This window comes from Rhodococcus sp. AC861 (assembly GCF_979256035.1).
The window spans coordinates 131,161-149,689 of record NZ_CEEDMW010000004.1 but is presented as its reverse complement, the minus strand read 5'-3'; the positions used below and the strand labels follow the sequence as shown (position 1 = coordinate 149,689).

18 protein-coding genes are annotated in these 18,529 nt (G+C 67.6%); 10 read left to right on the top strand and 8 right to left on the bottom strand.

Annotated elements, in window-relative coordinates:
• Positions 1 to 9 precede the first annotated feature (9 nt).
• From AC0IX4_RS14165 to AC0IX4_RS14145, 5 genes are read left to right on the top strand one after another with little or no spacing between them, the layout of a single operon-like run.
• Entirely contained in the window at positions 10 to 282 is a 273-nt protein-coding gene (locus AC0IX4_RS14165) for a helix-turn-helix transcriptional regulator (RefSeq protein WP_471829499.1), read from the top strand.
• Entirely contained in the window at positions 279 to 839 is a 561-nt protein-coding gene (locus tag AC0IX4_RS14160) for a hypothetical protein (protein ID WP_042575914.1), read from the top strand. Before AC0IX4_RS14165 ends, AC0IX4_RS14160 begins: the two co-directional genes overlap by 4 nt.
• The gene (locus AC0IX4_RS14155; RefSeq protein WP_471829497.1) at positions 836 to 1,732 is read left to right on the top strand and encodes an ABC transporter ATP-binding protein; all 897 of its coding nucleotides are present in this window, start codon (positions 836 to 838) and stop codon (positions 1,730 to 1,732) included. Before AC0IX4_RS14160 ends, AC0IX4_RS14155 begins: the two co-directional genes overlap by 4 nt.
• The gene (locus AC0IX4_RS14150; protein ID WP_471829496.1) at positions 1,729 to 2,949 is read left to right on the top strand and encodes an ABC transporter permease; all 1,221 of its coding nucleotides are present in this window, start codon (positions 1,729 to 1,731) and stop codon (positions 2,947 to 2,949) included. Before AC0IX4_RS14155 ends, AC0IX4_RS14150 begins: the two co-directional genes overlap by 4 nt.
• A 20-nt stretch (positions 2,950 to 2,969) precedes the next feature.
• Positions 2,970 to 4,454: a carboxyl transferase domain-containing protein gene (locus AC0IX4_RS14145; protein ID WP_471829494.1), complete on the top strand. Its 1,485-nt coding sequence runs from the start codon at positions 2,970 to 2,972 to the stop codon at positions 4,452 to 4,454.
• On the opposite strand, the gene AC0IX4_RS14140 is transcribed toward AC0IX4_RS14145, so the two are convergent.
• Together AC0IX4_RS14140 and AC0IX4_RS14135 are read right to left on the bottom strand one after the other, a co-directional pair.
• Positions 4,435 to 4,965 carry a CGNR zinc finger domain-containing protein gene (locus tag AC0IX4_RS14140; protein WP_471829492.1) on the bottom strand — a complete coding sequence of 177 codons (531 nt, stop codon included), beginning with the start codon at positions 4,963 to 4,965 and terminating at the stop codon, positions 4,435 to 4,437. The two genes, AC0IX4_RS14145 and AC0IX4_RS14140, sit on opposite strands and share 20 nt — an antisense overlap.
• Positions 4,966 to 5,107: 142 nt before the next feature.
• Positions 5,108 to 5,788: a GOLPH3/VPS74 family protein gene (locus AC0IX4_RS14135; protein ID WP_042575901.1), complete on the bottom strand. Its 681-nt coding sequence runs from the start codon at positions 5,786 to 5,788 to the stop codon at positions 5,108 to 5,110.
• Positions 5,789 to 5,830: 42 nt separating this feature from the next.
• Between AC0IX4_RS14135 and AC0IX4_RS14130 the strand changes: the two genes are divergently transcribed.
• Complete coding sequence (locus AC0IX4_RS14130) at positions 5,831 to 7,714, top strand: propionyl-CoA synthetase (protein ID WP_471829490.1); 1,884 nt, start codon at positions 5,831 to 5,833, stop codon at positions 7,712 to 7,714.
• Here the strand turns inward: AC0IX4_RS14130 and AC0IX4_RS14125 are convergent.
• The 3 genes from AC0IX4_RS14125 to AC0IX4_RS14115 all read right to left on the bottom strand — a co-directional run bounded on the left by AC0IX4_RS14125 (position 7,704) and on the right by AC0IX4_RS14115 (position 12,338).
• A complete protein-coding gene (locus AC0IX4_RS14125; RefSeq protein ID WP_471829488.1) occupies positions 7,704 to 9,059 on the bottom strand; it encodes a cryptochrome/photolyase family protein in 1,356 nt (451 codons plus the stop codon). The two genes, AC0IX4_RS14130 and AC0IX4_RS14125, sit on opposite strands and share 11 nt — an antisense overlap.
• 38 nt (positions 9,060 to 9,097) lie before the next feature.
• A complete protein-coding gene (locus AC0IX4_RS14120; RefSeq protein WP_471829487.1) occupies positions 9,098 to 10,039 on the bottom strand; it encodes an esterase/lipase family protein in 942 nt (313 codons plus the stop codon).
• Positions 10,040 to 10,160: 121 nt separating this feature from the next.
• Positions 10,161 to 12,338, bottom strand: coding sequence for a glutamine synthetase III family protein (locus AC0IX4_RS14115; protein WP_042575909.1), 2,178 nt, complete (start codon positions 12,336 to 12,338; stop codon positions 10,161 to 10,163).
• A gap of 119 nt (positions 12,339 to 12,457) precedes the next feature.
• On the opposite strand from AC0IX4_RS14115, the gene AC0IX4_RS14110 reads away from it, so the two are divergent.
• Together AC0IX4_RS14110 and AC0IX4_RS14105 are read left to right on the top strand one after the other, a co-directional pair.
• The gene (locus tag AC0IX4_RS14110; protein ID WP_042575898.1) at positions 12,458 to 13,183 is read left to right on the top strand and encodes a response regulator transcription factor; all 726 of its coding nucleotides are present in this window, start codon (positions 12,458 to 12,460) and stop codon (positions 13,181 to 13,183) included.
• Positions 13,180 to 14,487, top strand: a complete 1,308-nt coding sequence (locus AC0IX4_RS14105) for an ATP-binding protein (RefSeq protein ID WP_471829485.1) — start codon at positions 13,180 to 13,182, stop codon at positions 14,485 to 14,487. The genes AC0IX4_RS14110 and AC0IX4_RS14105 overlap by 4 nt, the downstream gene beginning before the upstream one ends.
• Before the next feature lie 2 nt (positions 14,488 to 14,489).
• Here AC0IX4_RS14105 and AC0IX4_RS14100 read toward each other — a convergent pair whose 3' ends face one another.
• Complete coding sequence (locus AC0IX4_RS14100; RefSeq protein ID WP_042575896.1) at positions 14,490 to 14,846, bottom strand: FKBP-type peptidyl-prolyl cis-trans isomerase; 357 nt, start codon at positions 14,844 to 14,846, stop codon at positions 14,490 to 14,492.
• Between the two features lie 69 nt (positions 14,847 to 14,915).
• Positions 14,916 to 15,608 (bottom strand): DUF2848 domain-containing protein, encoded by a 693-nt coding sequence (locus AC0IX4_RS14095; protein WP_471829484.1) that lies wholly within the window; start codon positions 15,606 to 15,608, stop codon positions 14,916 to 14,918.
• 101 nt (positions 15,609 to 15,709) lie between these two features.
• On the opposite strand from AC0IX4_RS14095, the gene AC0IX4_RS14090 reads away from it, so the two are divergent.
• Positions 15,710 to 17,065, top strand: a complete 1,356-nt coding sequence (locus AC0IX4_RS14090) for an MFS transporter (RefSeq protein WP_471829483.1) — start codon at positions 15,710 to 15,712, stop codon at positions 17,063 to 17,065.
• Here the strand turns inward: AC0IX4_RS14090 and AC0IX4_RS14085 are convergent.
• Positions 17,037 to 17,678 (bottom strand): GntR family transcriptional regulator, encoded by a 642-nt coding sequence (locus AC0IX4_RS14085; protein WP_042575893.1) that lies wholly within the window; start codon positions 17,676 to 17,678, stop codon positions 17,037 to 17,039. The two genes, AC0IX4_RS14090 and AC0IX4_RS14085, sit on opposite strands and share 29 nt — an antisense overlap.
• Before the next feature lie 52 nt (positions 17,679 to 17,730).
• Here AC0IX4_RS14085 and AC0IX4_RS14080 point away from each other — a divergent pair, with 52 nt between their 5' ends.
• Positions 17,731 to 18,528 carry a carbon-nitrogen hydrolase family protein gene (locus AC0IX4_RS14080; RefSeq protein ID WP_471829481.1) on the top strand — a complete coding sequence of 266 codons (798 nt, stop codon included), beginning with the start codon at positions 17,731 to 17,733 and terminating at the stop codon, positions 18,526 to 18,528.
• Position 18,529 lies beyond the last annotated feature (1 nt).

The following is an 18,529-nucleotide window of genomic DNA, read 5'->3' as shown; positions in this document are numbered from 1 at the left end:
CTCTGATGCATGAGTCCGGTCAAACGTGGGGAGCAGCTCCCCATTCACAACCGCATCGGCGTGCTGCGCGCCGAGCGCCGGATGACGCGTGTGCAGCTCGCCGAGCAGGTGAACGTCAACCCCCAGACGGTCGGCGCCCTCGAACGCGGCGACCACTACCCCAGCCTGGATCTCGCCATGCGCATCTGCGAGGTGTTCGGGCTCCCGGTCGAGGCAGTGTTCTCGCGTACCGAACTCGGCCCACTGTCCGCAGAACTGTTCTCCCGGGAGGGGCGATCATGAGCGACACGATCCTGGAGCGCTATCAGGCGTTCCGCACCCGCCGATACCTGAAGAACGAGGCGCGCTACGCCCACTACCTCCCCACATGGCGCACGCGCTCACGCCGCCGACTCCTGGTGTGGGTTCTCGTCGCTTCGCTGATCGCTCTTACGGCGTCGTCGGTGTTCATCCTCGTCGGGCCTGAGTGGGCGCCGCTCACCTGGCTTCCCGGCGCGATCCTCATGAGCGTGTCGTGGACGACGATGCAGATCGTCACCGGCCGCCGCAGCGACGCTCCCGCCGACGCGCTCGACGAGTGGGATCTGCAACGGCGCAACAGTGCTCGCTCCATCGGGTTCGCGATCACGCAGGGCGCCGTGACGGTTCCGACGGTTGCCCTCGTGTGGGCCACGTCGTTCACCGACGATCCCCGCCTCGCACTCGGTGGCGGCTTCATCATACTGAGTGGTCTACTTATCGGGATCTGCTCCCCCGGCATCATTCTCGCCTGGACGGCGCCGGTCGACGAACCGGACGAATTCCCCTCTCCCGCACTCCATCAGGAAGGATCAGCATGAGCGGCTCGACTCTCGAGATCGACGACCTGCACAAGAGATACGGGGACACCGTCGCCCTGGACGGCGTCGGCTTCACCGTGAATCCCGGTGAGGTGTTCGGCTTCGTCGGCAGCAACGGAGCCGGCAAGACCACGACGATGCGCATCACGCTCGGGGTCCTCGCGGCCGATTCCGGGGAGGCTCGCCTCAACGGGCAGCCCATCGATCTGAACGTCCGCCGCACCATCGGCTACATGCCGGAGGAGCGCGGTCTCTATCCGAAGATGAAGGTCGGCGCTCAGCTGAAGTATCTCGCGGAACTGCACGGACTCTCGAGCTCCGACGCCTCTGCCGCTGTCGCCCGGTGGACCGAGCGGTTGGGCATCGACGCCCGTGTCGGGGACACGGTCGACTCCCTGTCGTTGGGCAACCAGCAGCGAGTGCAGTTGGCAGCGGCCTTGATTCACGATCCGGCGGTGCTGGTGTTGGACGAGCCGTTCTCCGGGCTCGATCCCGTGGCGGTCGACACGATGAGCGAGGTGCTGCTCGAGAAGGCGCGCACCGGCGTTCCCGTGCTGTTCTCGAGCCACCAACTCGACCTGGTGCAACGACTGTGCGATCGCGTCGGGATCATCGGTGCCGGCCGGATGAAGGCCGTCGGCAACGTCGACGAACTGCGAGGGAGCTCGGGCTCCACCCTCGAGGTGCACGCACCGGCCGCGCCCGCAGGGTGGGCCGACACCGTTGCGGGAGTCACCACGCTGTCCCACACCGACGGTCGCACGAGGCTCACTCTCGACCCGAGTGTCGACGACCAGGCCGTACTCGCTGCCGCGCTGGCCACCGGGCCTGTTCACGAGTTCGCCCGCACCACACCGTCTCTGACCGATCTGTACCGGGAGGTCGTCGCATGACCGAGCACTCGAACACCCGACCGCCCCTGTCGGCACGACGCGCCATCACGTTGGTGGCCCGGCGTGAATTCGACGTCCAGGTACGCAAGAAGAGTTTCCTGATCTCCAACGCCATCGTGTTGCTCGTCATCATCGGCGGCATCGTCGCGTTCTCGCTGTTCTCCGGCGGAGACGATTCGGAGGACCGCACGCCGCTGGGTCTGGTGGGCGACCAAGCGTTGTCGCAGACACTGACCGCCGTCGGCGACCAACTCGGCGAGCCCGTGGAGGTTCGGCAGATCGACACGGCCGACGACGCCCGTACCCAGGTGACCGACGGTGACGTCGATGTCGCGCTGGTCCCGGGCGACGGCGGCGCCTACACGGCGATCACCGAGGATTCCGTGGACGGCACGCTGAAGGCCGTCATCGACACCGCTGTCTCCGCGAAGGCGCAGAACGACACCCTCACCGGCCTGGGCGTCGACCCGCAGGCAGTCGCCACCGCCACCGCGAACGCTGCTGTGACGGTCGAGGCGATCGATCCGCCCGATCCCGCACAGGGTCAGCGGCTGGCACTGAGCTTCATCGCGGTGATCCTGCTGTACGCGCAGATCATCACGTTCGGCATGTACGTCGCGATGGGCGTCGTGGAGGAGAAGTCGTCCCGTGTCGTCGAGCTCCTGCTCTCGACCGTCCGGCCGCTGCAGTTGCTGTGGGGCAAGGTGCTCGGTATCGGCGTCGTCGGTCTGCTGCAGTTGACCGCCTACGGCGCAGCCGGTCTGATCGCCGGAACCGCAACCGGCACACTGACGGTCACCGGTACCGCGGTGGGTGTCTTCGTGTCCACCATCGGATGGTTCGTCCTGGGCTTCGCGTTCTTCGCCGTGCTGTACGCGGCAGGAGGGTCCATGGTCTCGCGTCAGGAGGACGTGAACTCCACGACGATGCCGCTGCTGATCGTGATCCTGGCGATGTTCTTCGCGGCGTTCTCCTCCATCGACGACCCCGGCGCGACGCTTCCCACGGTGCTGTCCTGGATCCCGCCGTTCTCCGCGATCCTGATGCCGCTGCGCATCGCCGCCGGAGTGGCGAGCCCCGTCCAGGTCGTGGGGACGATCGTCCTGATGATCGCGGCCACGCTGATCCTCGCCGTCCTGGCCGCCAAGATCTACCAACGCTCCATCCTGCGCATCGGCCGCACCGTGTCCTGGAAGGAGGCACTGGGCCGCGCCTGATCGCACGCCATACTGAGCGCATGACGACCTCGGCGCAGCAGTTCCTCGACGCGGTGCTCGATCCCGGGAGTTTCCTCTCGTGGGATCGGGCACCGCTCGTCGTCCCCGCCGACGAGCGCTACCTGGCCGACCTCGAGCGGGCACGGACCCGCAGCGGAGTGAACGAGGCAGTACTGACGGGCGAGGGCACGGTCGCCGGTCGGCGCGTCGCGGTCGTCGTCTGCGAGTTCGCGTTCCTCGCCGGCTCCATCGGAGTCGCTGCCGCGGAACGGATCACGCTCGCGGTGGAGCGCGCCACGGCGGAGGATCTGCCGCTGATCGCCTCGCCCACCTCGGGCGGCACCCGGATGCAGGAAGGCACCACCGCCTTCGTGCAGATGGTCACGATCGCCGCCGCGGTGACGCTGCACAAGAACGCGTCGCTGCCGTACCTCGTGTACCTCCGTCACCCGACGACGGGTGGGGTGTTCGCGTCCTGGGGGTCGCTCGGCCACATCACGCTCGCCGAGCCCGGCGCCCTGATCGGCTTTCTCGGACCCCGCGTCTATCAGGCGTTGTACGGCGAGGACTTCCCCGAGGGCGTGCAGACCGCGGAGAACCTCTTCCGCTGCGGAGTCATCGACGCCGTTGTCGCGCCCGACGACGTGCGGGACGTGATGGAGCGGGCACTGGTCGTCCTCCGGGATCCGGCCGAGCCGCAGGACAGCGGACCCGAGCCGCAGGACGCCGCCGGGAGCGCGGTCTCGGCATGGCACTCGGTGTTGCTGAGTCGCCGACCCGAGAGACCCGGCGTGCGAGAGCTGCTCGCGGCGAACACCTCTCATCACATTCCTTTGAGCGGTACCGGCCGCGGCGACTTCGACTCGACGGTCACGCTGTCCCTCGCCCGGTTCCGAGGACGACCGTGCGTGGTGTTCGGGCAGGACCGCACCGGGCAGACGCCCGAGAACACCATGGGCCCCGGCGCACTGCGAGAAGCGTTGCGCGGCATGAGACTGGCGGAGGAACTGGGCCTGCCGGCGATCCTCGTCATCGACACCCTCGGGGCGTCACTGTCCCGGGAGGCCGAGGAGCACGGCCTCGCCCCGGGAATCGCGCGGTGCATCTCGACGCTGATCACCCTTCGCACGCCGACGGTGTCGGTTCTGCTGGGTCAGGGCACCGGGGGCGGCGCACTGGCGTTGCTGCCCGCGGATCGCGTCGTCGCCGCGCAGCATGCCTGGCTGGCGCCGCTTCCTCCCGAGGGCGCCAGTGCCATCGTCCACCGCGATACCGCGCACGCCCCGGCGATGGCCGAGGCTCAGGGCATCAGGCCCGTCGACCTGCGCGAGTCCGGCATCGTCGACACGATCGTGGCGGAGGACCCGGACGCTGCCGACGAGCCGTCGACGTTCATGGATCGCCTCGGCCGGGCGATCACGCGGGAGTTGGACAACGTGACGGCGATGGACCCGGTCGAACGGCAGGCGCAGCGCCTGCGCCGATTCAGGAACTTGGGGCGGTAGCTTTCGCTCGATGTCGACGCACCGCGTCGCGATTCGAACATGCTGTGCCGCAATACCTCTGCCTCCCCGTTCGCGAGAAGTCGGCGTACACCCGATCGCAGTCCGCGGCATCGCAGCGGCCCAGTCGGTGCATTCCACGCCCGACGAGGTGGAGTGCGGTTCCGACGCTGACCAGTGCTCGCACGACGTCGGCGAGGGGCAGTTCGGGATCACGGTAGTGCAGGTGCCAGCCGTCGTCGGCGTGGTTGGTCAACCTCGGATACGCGGACGTCTGCGCCAGCAGCGCGTTGAGCGCGAGTGCACGCTGATCGTGTGTCGGCGCGTCGACCACCGTCAGCCACTCGTCGAAGAACGCCGCGGCGCGCGCGAGGTCCGTGTGCATCGCGACGGTGTCGTCCGACATGCCCGCGTCGAGGCAACGCTGCTCGAACTCCACGGCGTCCGTCGGCGGATCGTTGACGATGTCGACGGCCAGCCGGACGGCATATTCTCCGTAAGGGTTGAGATGCATAAGACCATTACAGCAGACTCGACGACATGAGCGAACTCCTGTGCCTGCACCGATGGACCGTCGCGTCCCGACACCCGACGAGCGAAGGCACGGTGATCTATCTCCGGTGCCACTGCGGAGAGCACCGGGTCACGCGCGACGCTCAGCTGCCGGACGTACTGGCCATCACCGGCACCATCACGGCCACGGTGACCGCCGTGTAGACGTCCTGCACCGCCTTCCGGACAGCCTCACCGGCCCAGTCCCCCTGCGCGATGTCCTTGGCGCGGTTCCTGATCGAGCGTTTGTCGGCATCGGGCAACACCTTGTGCGTGGCATCGATCGCCGACAGCAGGGCGACCAGTGCGCAGGTGCGCGCGTCGGGGTCGAGTCCGTCGACCAGCACCGACGACAACGTGGCGCGTACCCGATCCTCGTGCGAAGAATCGCGCGCCGGCCACGACGTCGTCGGGAAGAGCCCGAGAACCCGACCGCGCTCCTCGCCGACGAACCCCCGATCGATCACCCTGGCCACGACCTGCTCGCGAATGCCCTTGTGCAGCTTCTCCACGGCGGACTTGGGCGTCATCGGCCGCTTCGCCGTCTCGATGGTGTCGACCGCACGGGCGAGGAGCTGATCCGATGGAATGCGACCGGGCGTGACGGCGAGGCGGCCCTTCTTCGTGGACTCGTTGTCGCCGGCGACGAAGACCGTGCCGTCCATCGCCAGCTCGAGCACCACGGCGCCGGCGAGGACACGCGGCAGTTTGGTGCTGTCGACGACCGGCTTCCCCGATCCGTCGTCCAGAAGGAGAAGGAGCAGATCCTCGGCAATCAGGGTCATGACTCGACCTTACGGAACGCGGACGAATATTACAGTCGGGTCATGAGCGAATCCGGTGCCTACCGCAGGGCGTACGACGCCGCCGCGACCGATCCCGAGACCTTCTGGCTGGACGCCGCGCGCGCGGTCGACTGGGAGAGCGCCCCGACACGGGCCCTCGACTCCACGACGCCACCGTTCTACCGCTGGTTTCCGGGCGGCACCCTGAACACCTGTGTGAATGCGCTGGACCGGCATGTCGCCGCGGGCGCGGGCGACCGAGTGGCGCTCATCCACGACTCGGCGATGACGGGAGCGCGGGTGTCGTTCACCTACGCCGAACTGTTGGCCACGGTGTCGCGATTCGCCGGGGTGCTCGCCGCCCACGGTGTCCGCACGGGCGACCGCGTCGTCCTCTACATGCCCATGATCCCCGAAGCCGTCGTCGCGATGCTCGCGTGCGCGCGGCTCGGCGCCGTCCACTCCGTCGTGTTCGGCGGTTTCGCGGCCAAGGAACTGGCCGCACGTATCGACGACGCGGACCCGGTCGTCGTCGTCACGGCGACGGGTGGCCTGGAACCGGGTCGCACCGTCGATTACGTGACCCCTGTCGCGGCGGCCCTCGAGATGTCGACCGCGACGCCGCGCGCCGTGATCGTCAGGACCAGGCCGGAGGTCTCGATCGAGACACCGGCGACCTGGCTGGACTGGGACCTCGAGATGGAGACGGCGGAACCTGCCGACCCGGTCACCGTCGCGGCCACCGATCCGCTGTACATCCTCTACACGTCGGGTACCACAGGGAAGCCGAAGGGCGTGGTGCGCGACAACGGCGGCCATGCCGTGGCCCTGACGTGGTCGATGCGCAACATCTACGACGTCGGTCCCGGCCAGGTCATGTGGACGGCGTCGGACGTCGGGTGGGTGGTCGGCCACAGCTACATCGTGTACGGCCCCCTGTTCGCCGGCGCGACAACCGTTCTGTACGAAGGCAAGCCGGTGGGAACGCCCGATGCCGGCGCGTTCTGGCGCGTCATCGCCGACTACGGCGTCCGAGCGCTGTTCACGGCGCCGACCGCACTGCGCGCCATCCGCAAGGTCGACCCCGACGCGGCGCTGCTGGACGAGTACGACGTGTCGTCGCTCGAAACGCTGTTCGTCGCCGGGGAGCGTCTCGACCCCGACACCTTCGCGTGGGCGTCCAGAATCCTCGGCAAGCCGGTCGTGGATCATTGGTGGCAGACGGAGACCGGGTGGGCCATCTGCGCGAACCTTCGAGGTCTGGAAGCGATGCCGATCAAGTCCGGCTCACCCACCGTCCCCGTTCCCGGTTTCCGCGTCGGCGTCCTCGACGCATCCGGTGCGGCAGTGCCCGAGAACACGGAGGGCAACATCGTGCTCGAACTACCGCTCCCCCCGGGCACTCTCACGGGTCTGTGGAACGACGACGAGCGATTCGTGAAGTCCTATCTCGATGCCTTCGACGGGCACTACCTCACGGGCGACTCCGGATACGTCGACGCCGACGGATACGTCTACGTGCTGGGCCGCACGGACGACGTCATCAACGTCGCCGGGCACCGATTGTCCACGGGCAGTATCGAAGCCGTGATCGCGTCGCACCCGGCCGTCGCGGAATGTGCCGTCATCGGCATCCACGACGAGACGAAGGGACAGCGACCGAGCGCGTACGTGGTGCTGAAGTCCGGGGTGTCCATCGACGAGGACACGCTGCGGGCGGAACTCGTCGCCGCGGTGCGCGCCGACATCGGCGCCGTTGCGACCTTCCGCGACGTCACCGTGGTGCAGGCGCTGCCGAAGACCCGCTCGGGCAAGATCCTGCGAAAGACGATGCGGCAGATGGCCGACGGCTCCGAGGTGGTGGTGCCGTCGACCATCGAGGACGCGTCGGTGCTCGATGCGCTCGCGGCCGTCTTCAGGACTTGAGTGCGGCGAAGCGACGCAACGCTTCCTCCCGCTCGTGCTTGTGGTCGACGATCGGCTCGGGGTAGTCCTCGGGCCGACCGTCCTTCAGCATGTGCACGGCCTTGCCGTCGATGCCGCGCAGTTCGGGGACCCACCGACGCACGTAGTCACCGTTCGGGTCGAACTTCTCTCCCTGCGTGGTGGGGTTGAAGACGCGGAAGTACGGGGACGCGTCCGTTCCCGTGCCGGCAGTCCACTGCCACCCGTGCTGATTGCTGGCGATGTCACCGTCCATCAGGTGATGCAGGAAGAAGCGCGCTCCACGCCACCACGGCAGGTGCAGGTCCTTGACCAAGAACGACGCGACGATCATGCGCACACGATTGTGCATCCAGTTCTCGGACACCAGTTGTCGCATCCCGGCGTCGACGATGGGGAAACCCGTCCTGCCGTCGCACCATGCCTGGAACAGCTCGTCCGCGTGCTTGCCGGAGTCGAGTTCGATGGCATCGAATCGCTTGTCGTAGTTCTCGCGGGCGCTGTCCGGACGGCGGAAGAGGATGTCCCCGTAGAAGTCTCGGAAGCACAGCTCGCGTCGGTACGCCTCCGATCCGTCGTTCTTCAGAGACGCGAGGTCGGCGAGCATCGTCCGCGGATGGATGGTGCCGTACTTCAGATGCACCGACATGCGGCTGGTGCTGTCCTTGTCGGGACGGTTGCGCTCGTCGTCGTACCCGGCGGCGCGGTCGTCGCGGAAGTCGGCCCACGAGGCCAGTGCCGCCTTCTCCCCCGCGTCGACGTCCGCGTGCGTGCTCTCCTCCGGGATGTCGGTCCGCGCAGGGCCGCCCGAGAGGCTGTCCGGATCGATCCATGTGGCCGTCTTCGCGGACGTGTCCGCAGGGCCACGCCACCCGTGCTCCTGCCACCGGCGATAGAACGGTGTGAAGACCTTGAAGCCCTCGCCGTCGTCCTTGCGGATCCGTCCCGGTGACACCGCGTACGGGGAGCCGGTGCGGACCAGGTCCACCGATTCCGCCACCGCGTCGTCACGCCGGCGACCGTACGGTCCGAAGTCCTCGCTGACGTGGACGGCATCGGCCCCGACCGCCTTCGCGACGGCCGGCACCGCGGTGACCGGGTCTCCCTTGACGACCAGCAACCGGCCGCCCAGCTGCTCGTTCAGCGCGGTGAGCGAGCGGAACAGCACATCGCGCCGCGCCGGTCCGGACGGCCCCAGCAGGTGCTCGTCCAGGACGAACAGTGCCAGCACGTCCCGTCCGTCCTCGGCCGCGTGCGCCAGGGCCGGATGATCGCCGAGTCGGAGGTCGCGCCGGAACCACAGGACGGACGGTGCATTCTCGCTCATGATTGATGTTCGTACCCGTTCCGCCGCTCGGCCGAACGTCAGGGGCCGAGGAAGGGCGGTTCGCCAGGGAGCAGTCGAGTCTGCACCTGCGCCTGCACCAGACCGGCCAGGGCGGACGGCGCCGTCTTCAGCGGTCCCAGCGGATCGGTGCCGGGCGGGGTGAGCTGCAGGCAGCTCTGCGTACCGATGCGGGAGCGATCCGCCGGACCGTCGTGGTCGAGCGCGTCGGCCAGCATCGCGATAGCGGTGGCATCGGACGGCAGCAGCACGTGGGACACGTACTTCCCCGGGCAGACATCCTGGATCACCAGGTTGGCAGCACCGGTCATCGCGTTGGCGGCGGGAGCCGGCCGCACCAGCTCGTCGAAGGCGGTCGCGACGGTGGTCACCGACGACCCGGCCGGGAACGGCGTCTCGACGAGGGCAGTCATGAAGTCCGAGCCCGTGGAGAACTGCCAGATGGGGGCGGCGCACCCACCGAGCGCACCGCAGACGGCGTCGGTGTCCTGTCCGGCTCCGACGGGAGCGAGGCCCACGACGTCGTCGACGACGGCAGCGACGTCCGGGTCGGACTTGACCGCCCACGCCGCGAGCGTCCCACCCTGACTGTGTCCGACCAGGTCGACCGGGCCGCCGCGGGCATCCGCGGTGCGCAGCACGGCGTCGACCACGTACTGCGTACTGATCTGGACGTCCACCGTCGCGCGACTCGGAAGTTCCACCGTGCAGAAGGGCCGACCGGTCTGCGTGAGCCACGGTTCGAGAACGGCGCCGAAGTCCTCGGCGCTGGTCGTCCAGGTGCCGTGCACCAGGACCACCGGATCCTCGGCTGCTCCGGCGACATCGCCCGTGCACCGGTACGTCGACCCCACACCGGACTCCGCCGGCGCAGCGACGGCGGATACCGCACTGACCACCACGGTCGCGGCAACAGCCGTCACCACCAGCCCGATGCGCATCGGCACTGTGAACATCGACATCGCGCTGTACGACACATCGATCACCCCCGAGGCGGAAAGTTACCGCCTGCCGGAGACCGAGCCGTCCCGAAATCGGACATCCGAGACGGCTCGAGGGGATGTCACCAGCGCGGGCCCCGAGTCACAGGACGAACAACATCTCCTGGTACGTCGGCAGCGGCCACAGGTCGTCGGCCACGACCTCCTCGAGTGTGTCCGCGGCCGCACGCACTGCCGCCATCGCGGGGAGCAGGGCTTCCTTCGCGTGCGTCGCCTCACCGAGAGCGTCGTGACCGGTGTCGGCCGCGAGCGCTGCCTTCAGCGTCGCCAACCCCGCGCGGAGAGCAGCGAGGGGTTCGGACACGGCATCGAGCGGCGCCATGTCGATCTCGACCCCGACCGCCTTCAACGCGGCCAGGTTCTGGGCCACCTCGGTCTGGTAGCGGACCGCTGCGGGAAGCACGATGGTGGTCCCCATCTCGAGGGTCAACCGTGCCTCGACTCCGATGGTCAACGCGTACTGCTCGAGCCCGATCTCGTAGCGGCTGTGCATCTCCCGCGAGTTGAAGACGTTGTACTTGCCGAACAGCGCGAGAGCCTCGTCGGTGATGAGCTCGGGCAGAGCGTCGAGAGTGGTGCGCAGGTTCGCCAGTCCACGAGCCTCGGCCTCGATCGGCCAGTTCTCGGAGTATCCGTCGCCGTTGAACACCACGGCGCCGTGATCGGTGATGATCTGCGTCAACAGGTTCTGCACCGCGGTGTCGAAGTCGACGCCGTCCGCGACAGCCGTCTCCAGTTCGGTGGCCATGTAGTCCAGGGACTCGGCCATGATCGTGTTGATGACGACCATCGGCTCGTTGACCGTCTGCATGGATCCCGGTGCGCGGAACTCGAACCTGTTGCCCGTGAACGCGAACGGGCTGGTGCGGTTGCGGTCGCCCGGGTCCGTCGGCAGAACGGGAAGGGTATCCGCCCCGATCATCATCGTGCCCTTGCCCTTCGACGACGTCGCCGCGCCCTTGGCGATCTGGTCGAAGACATCGGCCAACTGGTCGCCCAGGAAGATCGAGATGATCGCGGGCGGAGCCTCGTTGGCACCGAGGCGGTGGTCGTTGGTCGCCGACGCGACCGAGGCGCGCAGCAGGCCCGCGTACTTGTGCACGGCGCGGATCACGGCGGCGCAGAACACCAGGAACTGGGCGTTGTCGTGCGGGGTGTCTCCGGGTACGAGCAGGCTGCCGAGTTCGGAGTTGCCCAGGGAGAAGTTGACGTGCTTACCCGAGCCGTTGACCCCGTCGAAAGGCTTCTCGTGGAACAGGATCTCCATGCCGTGCTTCTTGGCGATGGTCTTGAACGTCGTCATCAACAACTGCTGATGATCGGCTGCGATGTTGCCGCGTTCGAACATCGGCGCGATCTCGAACTGGCCGGGCGCGACCTCGTTGTGACGGGTTTTGGCGGGGATACCCAGCTTGAACAGCTCCCGCTCGGTGTCCATCATGAATCCGAGAACACGCTCAGGAATGGCACCGAAGTAGTGGTCGTCGAATTCCTGCCCCTTGGGCGGCTTCGCGCCGAACAACGTCCGGCCCGCGTTCAGCAGGTCGGGGCGAGCCAGGAAGAAGTGGCGGTCGACCAGGAAGTACTCCTGCTCCGGGCCGCAGAAGGACACCACGTGCTCGGGGCTGGTGTGACCGAACAGCGTCAGGATGCGCTCGGCATGACCGCCCATCGCCTGCTGCGAGCGCAACAGGCCCGTCTTGTGGTCGAGCGCCTCACCCGTCATCGACACGAAGACCGTCGGGATGCAGAGAGTGTTGCCGTTGGGGTTCTCGAGCACGTACGCCGGACTGGTGACGTCCCAGCCGGTGTACCCGCGAGCCTCGAACGTGTTGCGCAGGCCGCCGTTGGGAAAGCTGGACGCGTCGGGCTCGCCCTGGATCAGCGTCTTGCCGGCGAACTCCGCCATCGCCGACCCGTCGGACACCGGCTCGAGGAAGCTGTCGTGCTTCTCGGCGGTGAGGCCGGTGAGCGGGTAGAAGACGTGCGCGTAGTGCGTCGCACCCTTCTCGATCGCCCAGTCCTTCATCGCCGACGCCACCGCGTCCGCCACCATCGGGTCCAGCGGAGCACCGTGCTCGATGGTCTTGACCACCGACTTGTAGACCGACTTCGGCAGTCGCTTCTGCATGACGACCCGGTTGAAGACGTTCTCCCCGAACACCTGGCCCGGCGTCTCGGAGTCGGTGAAACTCACGGCCGGAGGCTGGTAGGCCTCGACGGCGCGCAAGGCCTGCAGACGAACGGTGTTCGCGCTCATGGTGGTACCTCTTCCGGTTCGGGACAGCTTCGCGAACACTAGAGACCGTTGATTCCGGGAATGTTGCGCAGATGTGACCGGCGCGGTCGTTTCTGCGCCCGGTTCGGCACAATCGACCCATGACCGAACCCACGACCGACTCCGACCGGCCCGCGACAGTGCTCGTGGTCGACGACGACGTGGATGTTCTGGGCTCCATCGAGCGCGGACTGCGCCTGTCGGGGTTCACCGTCATCACCGCGCGGGACGGGGCCTCGGCACTCGACCTCGTCGGCACCCACGACCCCGACGTGGTGGTGCTCGACATGAACATGCCCGTACTCGACGGCAACGGAGTGGTGACCGCGCTCCGGGCGCGCGGCAACGACATTCCCGTCTGCGTCCTGAGCGCCCGCAGCTCGGTGGACGACCGCATCGCCGGCCTCGAATCCGGTGCCGACGACTACCTGACCAAGCCGTTCGTCCTCGCGGAACTGGTCGCGCGCATCAAGGCGATGCTGCGCCGACGAGGCGGACCCGGCTCGGTCGCGTCGGCGTCTGTACCCGCCATGGTCGTCGGACCGCTGAGCGTCGACGAGCCCGGACACCGGGCCGCGATGAACGGGCGTCCACTCGACCTGACCAAGCGCGAGTTCGAACTGCTCGCGGTGCTGGCGCGCAACTCGGGTGTGGTGCTCAGCCGCGAGCGTCTCCTCGAACTGGTGTGGGGGTACGACTTCGTCGCCGACACCAACGTCGTGGACGTCTTCGTCGGCTATCTGCGTAGGAAGATGGAAGTCGGTGGCGCCCCACGCATCCTGCACACCGTGCGGGGTGTCGGATTCGTCGTGCGGACATCTGCGTGACGCGGCGCCCGTTCTCGCTGCGAGCGCGTGTCGCGGCCGCCACCGCGCTGGGCGCGATCGTCATCGTGTCGCTGGTGGGCTGGTACGTTGCCGCGGCGATCTCCCGGAACAACATCATGCAGCTCGATCGTCGACTACAGACCGCCTCCGACGTCGTGGTTCCGCGCGCGCAGACGTTCGAGGTCTTCCTGGGCAGCCTCAGTCGGTCGGAGGCGTTCGCCATCACGATCCGCCAGGCCGACACCGTGCGCGCGAGTACGCAACCTGAACTTCCGGACCTGACCCTGGGCTCGTCGACCGCCGATGTCGACGGAACCCCGTTCCGCGTGTACACAGCCGTGGTTCCCGATCGGCAGGACGCCGAGGTCTCCATCGGGGTGCCGCTCTCGGAGGCGCAGGACATCACCGACGACCAGCAACGACAGGTGTTGCAGGCCGGGGCGCTGGCCGTCAGCGCCTCGACGGTGCTGGGGTGGATCTTCGGCGGCCGTGCCGTCCGGCCGTTGATGCGGCTCACCCGCGACGTCGCGAAGGACCCGCCGACGCCGCCGCGCAAGTCCACCGGGGTGCGCGAAGCGGATGCGTTGGCCGCCGCCGTGGGCGACATGCTCCAACGCGTCTCCGACGCTCAGGAACGAACTGAGAGCGCGCTCGAGACCGCCCGCGATTTCGCAGCGGTGTCGGCGCACGAACTGCGGACGCCCCTGACGGCGATGCGCACGGACATCGAGGTGCTGCGCACCCTCGACCTGTCCGAGGACCAGCGTCGCGAAATCCTGGGCGATCTCCATCGGACGCAGGGCCGGGTGGAGTCGACGCTGGCGGCGCTCGAACGGTTGGCGACGGGTGAGCTGACATCGGCCGCGGATCGCGTGAGCATCGACGTGGTGGAGGTCGCCGACCTGGTGGCCAGGGATGCGGAACGGACGATGCCGTCCCTGCACGTGCGCGTGGAGGCGGCCGGCCCGGTCACGGCCCTGGGCCACCCGACGGGGCTGCGTCTGGCACTCGACAACGCCGTACTCAACGCTGTCCGTCACGGCGAGGCGACGTCGGTCGTCATCACGATCGAACGGATGCAGGACGGCAGCAGTCGAATCATCGTGGACGACAACGGAAGCGGGGTCCCGGACGACGAGCGGGAGCGCGTGTTCGGACGATTCGAACGTGGAGCACGCGCCGCGGCGGGCGGGTCCGGTCTGGGACTGGCGCTGGTCGCCCAGCAGGCTCATCTGCACGGCGGAGCCGTGCGCTTGGAATCGAGCCCGCTGGGCGGCGCCAGATTGGTACTGGAGGTGCGCTGAGATCAGGCGTTCAGCAGGTCGATCACGAACACGAGAGTCTTGCCGGACAGTCGATGGCCGGCGCCCGCGGGGCCGTAGGCCAGCTCGGGCGGAATGGTGAGCTGACGACGGCCGCCCACCTTCATGCCGGGGATGCCGTCCTGCCAGCCCTGGATCAGGCCACGCAGCGGGAAGGTGATGGACTCGCCGCGGTTCCACGACGAGTCGAACTCCTCGCCAGTGTCGAATTCGACGCCGACGTAGTGGACCTCGACGGTGCCACCGGGAACAGCCTCTTCGCCGTCACCGATCGTGATGTCCTCGACCACGAGGTCTGTGGGAGGGGGGCCGGCCTGGAACTCGATCTCGGGCTTGGTCACAAGAACTCCTGTAGTCGATTGATACCGAACAACGTTGATCAGTACCTGCCGATTCTACCGTGAGGGTGCTCACCCGATCGGGGACGGCATCTCCGCGACCCGATACGCGCAGGTGGACCTGGTGTCGGTGGCCGGATCGTGCATCTCGACCTTCCATGCTCCGGCGAACTGATCCACCCCCGCGATCATCGACACGGTTCCGGACATAAGCACCGTTCCGGGGGAGAACAAGCCACGCTCCTCCAGGACGTCGAGCCAGTGGTCGGGGGTCAGCAGATCCGCCAGGGAACCGTCCTGGATCAGCGTCGTCGCGTCCGACTCCCCCACCCACGCCCGCAGCGTGATGTCGTCGAGACGGTCGCGGACGTCCGCGAGTCGCCAGGCCGTGGAGCCCAGCACGTCCGGCGACGCGTTCTTGCTCCACGCGACGCTGTGCACCTCGAGCTCACGGTCGGTGTGATCGCACGCGGCGGTCAGCAGCACGTCGTCACGCCCGGGTCCGGTGATCACCAGCGCCCACTCGGCCTCCCCGGACGTGCGCCCGTGCTGGACGTCCACGTGCGAGGTCTGCTGCGCGAGGTAGGGCGAGACGGGATACATCGCGGGTGTGGCGGTGGGGGCCGGAACGCCGAGCTCGGCGAGTTCGGCGATGTGGGAGGCGACTTCTGCCTGATCACGCCCGGCATAGCCGGCATTGAGCAGGGTAGTCACAGTCACCGATTCGGATGAGCCGTCGGGAAGTTCGAAGGTCAGTGTCGTCATGTTTCGCTCCTGTCACCACTACGTTTCGTTGCGCCCGAGGGGTTGCGCATACGTCTTGTATACAGCAAGTATATGAACCACGACACCCGAAAGGACACCTCATGGACGGCACGACACACGAGAGCGGGCAGGTGATCCGTCCCGATCGGACGGCGCTGACCAAGGCTTTCGCTGCCAGCCTGACCGGCACGGCGCTCGAGTGGTACGACTTCGCCGTCTACTCCGCGTCGGCCGCGTTGATCTTCCCGATCATCTTCTTCCCGCAGAGCGACCCACTGACGGGAACGCTCCTCGCGTTCTCCACGTACGCGGTCGGATACGTCGCCCGACCCATCGGCGGATTCGTCTTCGGCCGACTCGGCGACGTCATCGGCCGCAAACAGCTGCTCGTGATCACGTTGCTGCTGATCGGCATCACGACGTTCCTCATCGGCCTGCTCCCCGGCTACGCGACCATCGGCGTCGCGGCGCCCATCATCCTGGTCGCCCTCCGATTCGCCCAGGGCATCGCCGTCGGCGGCGAATGGGGCGGCGCGGTGCTGCTGTCGAGCGAGTACGGCAATCCGCGCAGGCGAGGATTCTGGTCGTCCGCAGCCCAGATCGGCCCGCCGGCAGGCAACCTGATGGCCAACGGCGCGCTGGCCGCCCTCACGTTCTTTCTCACCGAGGATCAGTTCGAGTCGTGGGGATGGCGCGTGGCGTTCCTGCTGTCGGCCGTCCTCGTCGGATTCGGTCTCTGGATCCGCTTGAAGCTCGAGGACACCCCGGTCTTCAAAGCCCTCCAGGAGAGCGGCGACCGTGCCGAAGCACCGATCACCGAGGTGTTCCGTGAGCAGTCACGTCCGCTGATCGCCGCGATCCTCTCCCGGATCGCCCCCGACGTCATGTACGCGCTGTTCACCGTCTTCTCCATCACCTACGGCGTGCAGAAACTCGGATTCGTCCGCAGCGAGGTCCTGACCGCCGTCCTGATCGGTTCGGCGTTCCAGCTGGTCACGATCCCGCTGGCCGGCGCAGTGTCGGACATCGTGAATCGGCGCGTGGTCTACGGCGTCGCCGCTCTCGGTGGGGTCGCCTGGGTCGCTATTTTCTTCATCCTCATCGGCGGCAGTTCGTTCGCCATGCTGGTCGTCGGCATCGTCGTCGGGCTGACGTTCCACTCGTTCATGTACGGGCCGCAAGCCGCATTCGTCACCGAACAGTTTTCGTTACGCCTGCGGTCGACGGGAAGTTCCCTGGCGTACACGATCGCCGGTGTCTTCGGCGGCGCGATCGCCCCACTGGTGTTCACGTTCCTTCTCGACCGGATCGACAGCTGGGTGCCCGTGTTCGTCTACATCATGGCGATGGGAGTGCTGACGATCATCGGACTGATCCTGGGCCGCGGCCCGGACCCCGCCGAGGAAGAGGAGTACGTGCGCAAGAACCTCAGCCCCGCAGCAGAATCCGCATCGTGACGTCGAGGTGTGCATCGATCTCCGCCGCGGCACGCGCCGGGTCGCCCGACGCCAAGGCGTCGACGATCGCGCGGTGTTCGGTGCACACCTGGCGCTTGCGGTCGGGCGCCCCGAACAGGGCCGACAATCCTGCGCGCAACTGTCGTGCTCGCAGTCCCGCGTACGTCCGGGACAGCAGCTCGCTCCCGGCCGAGTCGATGAGTTCCTGATGGAACGTGCCGTCCAGGTCGATGAAGGACCGGGCATGGTCCTCCGCTGCTCCCGTCGCCAGAGCTTCCTGCTGCTCCAACATGGACGTCATCGTCTCGATCGGGACGTTGCCGGCGGTGATCGCGCGCTCGGCGGCATGCCGTTCGAGAACGCCGCGAAGGTCCATCAGTTCGCCGATCTGCCGTCCGGACATCGGCGGCACGTACGCCCCGCGGCCCCGCACCATCTCGACCAGACCCTCGGATACCAACAGCAGCAGCGCTTCCCGGACCGGAGTGCGCGACACTCCGATCTGCGACGCCAACTCGCCCTCGTTCAGGAACGTCCCCGTGAACGCCGGTTCGGACAGCACGCGGTCACGGAGATAGCCGTAGGCGCGTTCACGACCGGACTGCTCTTGCATACTGTGTGTATACCAGTTCTCCCGTTCCGCACGTCACCGTCAGGAGTCACGCATGAGAATCAGCCTCGCCCAGATCACCGCCTCCCGCGATCCGCAGGAGAACATCGACCTGGTCCGCTCCTCCGTCCATGACGCCGTGGACGCGGGCGCCCGGCTGTGCGTCCTTCCCGAAGCCACCATGCGCCGCTTCGGCGGCTCCATCGCCGATGTCGCCGAGCCCCTCGACGGCCCCTGGGCGACCGCGGTGCGCGGCATCGCCGACGACGCCGGCATCACCGTCGTCGCCGGAATGTTCACTCCCGCCGTCGGAGGCGACGAGAGGGTGCGCAACACGCTGCTGATCACCGGCGGCGGCGTCGACACCTCGTACGACAAGATCCACCTGTTCGACGCCTTCGGATTCGCCGAATCCGACACCGTCGCACCGGGTTCCGATCCCGTCGTGGTGGACATCGACGGCGTGGGAGTCGGATTCGCCACCTGCTACGACATCCGCTTCCCCGGCTTGTTCCAGACACTCGCCGACCGCGGAGCTCTCCTGACGGTGGTTCCGGCGTCCTGGGGTCGCGGCCCCGGCAAGGTGGACCAGTGGACACTGCTCGCCCGCGCACGGGCGCTCGACTCCACCACGTTCATCGCTGCCTGCGGTCAGGCGGACCCGGCGGAATCAGGAATCGAGATCACCGGATCGGCGCCCGTCGGCGTCGGCAACTCGATGGTGGTCTCCCCCACCGGACACGTGCTGGACCAGCTGAACTCGGCGCCCGGAATGCTCACGATCGATGTCGACACGGACGAGATCGGCGCGGTGCGTCAGAACCTGCCGGTCTTGGAGAACCGGAAGTTCTGAC